This is a genomic window from Parazoarcus communis SWub3 = DSM 12120 (assembly GCF_003226565.1).
GTDB classification, from domain to species: Bacteria; Pseudomonadota; Gammaproteobacteria; order Burkholderiales; family Rhodocyclaceae; genus Parazoarcus; species Parazoarcus communis.
Genome location: NZ_QKOE01000062.1, coordinates 1 through 1,492, shown reverse-complemented (window position 1 = coordinate 1,492; position 1,492 = coordinate 1). Strand labels below are relative to the sequence as shown.

Genomic DNA, 1,492 nt, shown 5'->3' with positions numbered 1-1,492 from the left:
CCAAGGCCGTGTGCGACAACCTCGCCGCGCTGGCCGCGTGGTGCGCCGCCCAGCGCCATCTGGTGCCCGACACCGCATGGCGCATCAACCGAACACTGGCCTTCAACGTCCTGCGCCGCATCCTGCCACGCGCACTCGTCACCGCCACCCTAGGCGCACGCATCGTGGCCGAGGCCCTCACCCAAATCGCACTCAACGTCCAGAAATTCGTTCCCGAACGCCATCGACCTCGAACCCCACGCAACAAGCCTCACAAGTTCCATGCTTACAAGCCTGCTTTATGATAAATGCCTAAGTTGAGAGGATTGCAGTACATCCTACCAAATTCGGGTATTGCACTTCAGGTTAGAGCGCGCCGTGTGAATGCTCAGAAAGTCAATTGATCAGGGATTCCCTAGCTGACTTTATGAGGGGTGAAAAGAAACGGAGAAATTCACCAACACTCATCTTCGTAATGAGATCCAGCAAGTCATCTTCATTGCGAGGCAATTCTGGGTTATCCCTCCATTTTTGGTCCCAGAGCCTCTTGTCACTAAGCGCGACCACCTTCTCCAGAAGTTCGCTTGAGAATGGGTCAATTGTTTTCGACTGGTTGTTTCCGTCCGAGTCAATCGAAATGACCAAAAGATCACGCATTGGATAGTCACGAGCCAATTTTTCAGGCTCAACTTCTAACACGCCAGCTAAAACACCGAGAAGTGCATGTGCGCGATGGTCGTCATCGGCAATACCTGCATCTTTCAAAAAATCGCTGACGGAATAGGGCCGCAATGCTGACGCCTGCTTTCTAAGCTCATTTCTTGCCCTAGAAATTTTATCTACAGTTTTACGATTAAGGCTCGAAAAAAGAACAACACTAATAACCGCCACAATAACCAGTAGTAGCAATGCATTCATCGTGCTCGCCTCAGTTGCACTCGACCCAACAACGTCCAGTTGCTCCAACGGTATAACCTGCGGTGAATGCGGCCATAGCTGCCGCAGCAGTACCCCATCGGCCAAGACACTTGACCCTCTGGATTTTCCCTGCCTTCCGCACTACCGGCCCTCCATTTGGGTCTGCAAATGGCAACCAAGGGAATCGTCTATCAACACTGCCCCAAATCGAAGCACCAGGCCTGATTTGGCCGGGGGTCTTTAAGCCTGCTAGTGGAGCCCCCATTCCAGGAAGCAGTTCTGGCAGAAGCGGATCGTCTTGCATGCATGTCAACCAACACCGGCATCTTTCACCGCACATAGACTCTTCTGAATTGCCTGCCTTCTCTGCGAAAGCATTTCCACCAGCTTGCACATCCTCATAGTTTGTCCCGGATACACTGGGTGTTAAACCCTTGGGGTCGGTATAGCTCAGCGGATTCCCCCCCACATAGGCATATAGATTGACGCCCCCCTCCTCCTCAATAGGATCCCTCGAGAGCCAGCGCGCTGTCTGGGAATCGTACGCCCGATACCGTGTCAGCCACAACCCACTGGACACGTGATGATGCATCCC

3 protein-coding genes are annotated in these 1,492 nt (G+C 53.0%); 1 reads left to right on the top strand and 2 read right to left on the bottom strand.

Going from position 1 to position 1,492, the window contains the following annotated elements; translation table 11 throughout:
- A partial coding sequence (locus DNK49_RS24195; RefSeq protein ID WP_207807100.1) for a hypothetical protein occupies window positions 1–284 on the top strand: 284 nt, incomplete at its 5' end.
- 91 nt (window positions 285–375) lie between these two features.
- On the opposite strand, the gene DNK49_RS24010 is transcribed toward DNK49_RS24195, so the two are convergent.
- Window positions 376–897: a hypothetical protein gene (locus DNK49_RS24010; protein ID WP_133255164.1), complete on the bottom strand. Its 522-nt coding sequence runs from the start codon at window positions 895–897 to the stop codon at window positions 376–378.
- A gap of 10 nt (window positions 898–907) precedes the next feature.
- Window positions 908–1,489 (bottom strand): RHS repeat-associated core domain-containing protein, encoded by a 582-nt coding sequence (locus tag DNK49_RS25280; protein WP_368737417.1) that lies wholly within the window; start codon window positions 1,487–1,489, stop codon window positions 908–910.
- Window positions 1,490–1,492 lie beyond the last annotated feature (3 nt).

Coding starts and splice junctions, on each gene's coding strand:
- DNK49_RS25280 (WP_368737417.1), bottom strand. CDS start 1,489: ATGCATCATCACGTGTCCAGTGGGTTGTGGCTGACACGGTATCGGGCG.
- DNK49_RS24010 (WP_133255164.1), bottom strand. CDS start 897: ATGAATGCATTGCTACTACTGGTTATTGTGGCGGTTATTAGTGTTGTT.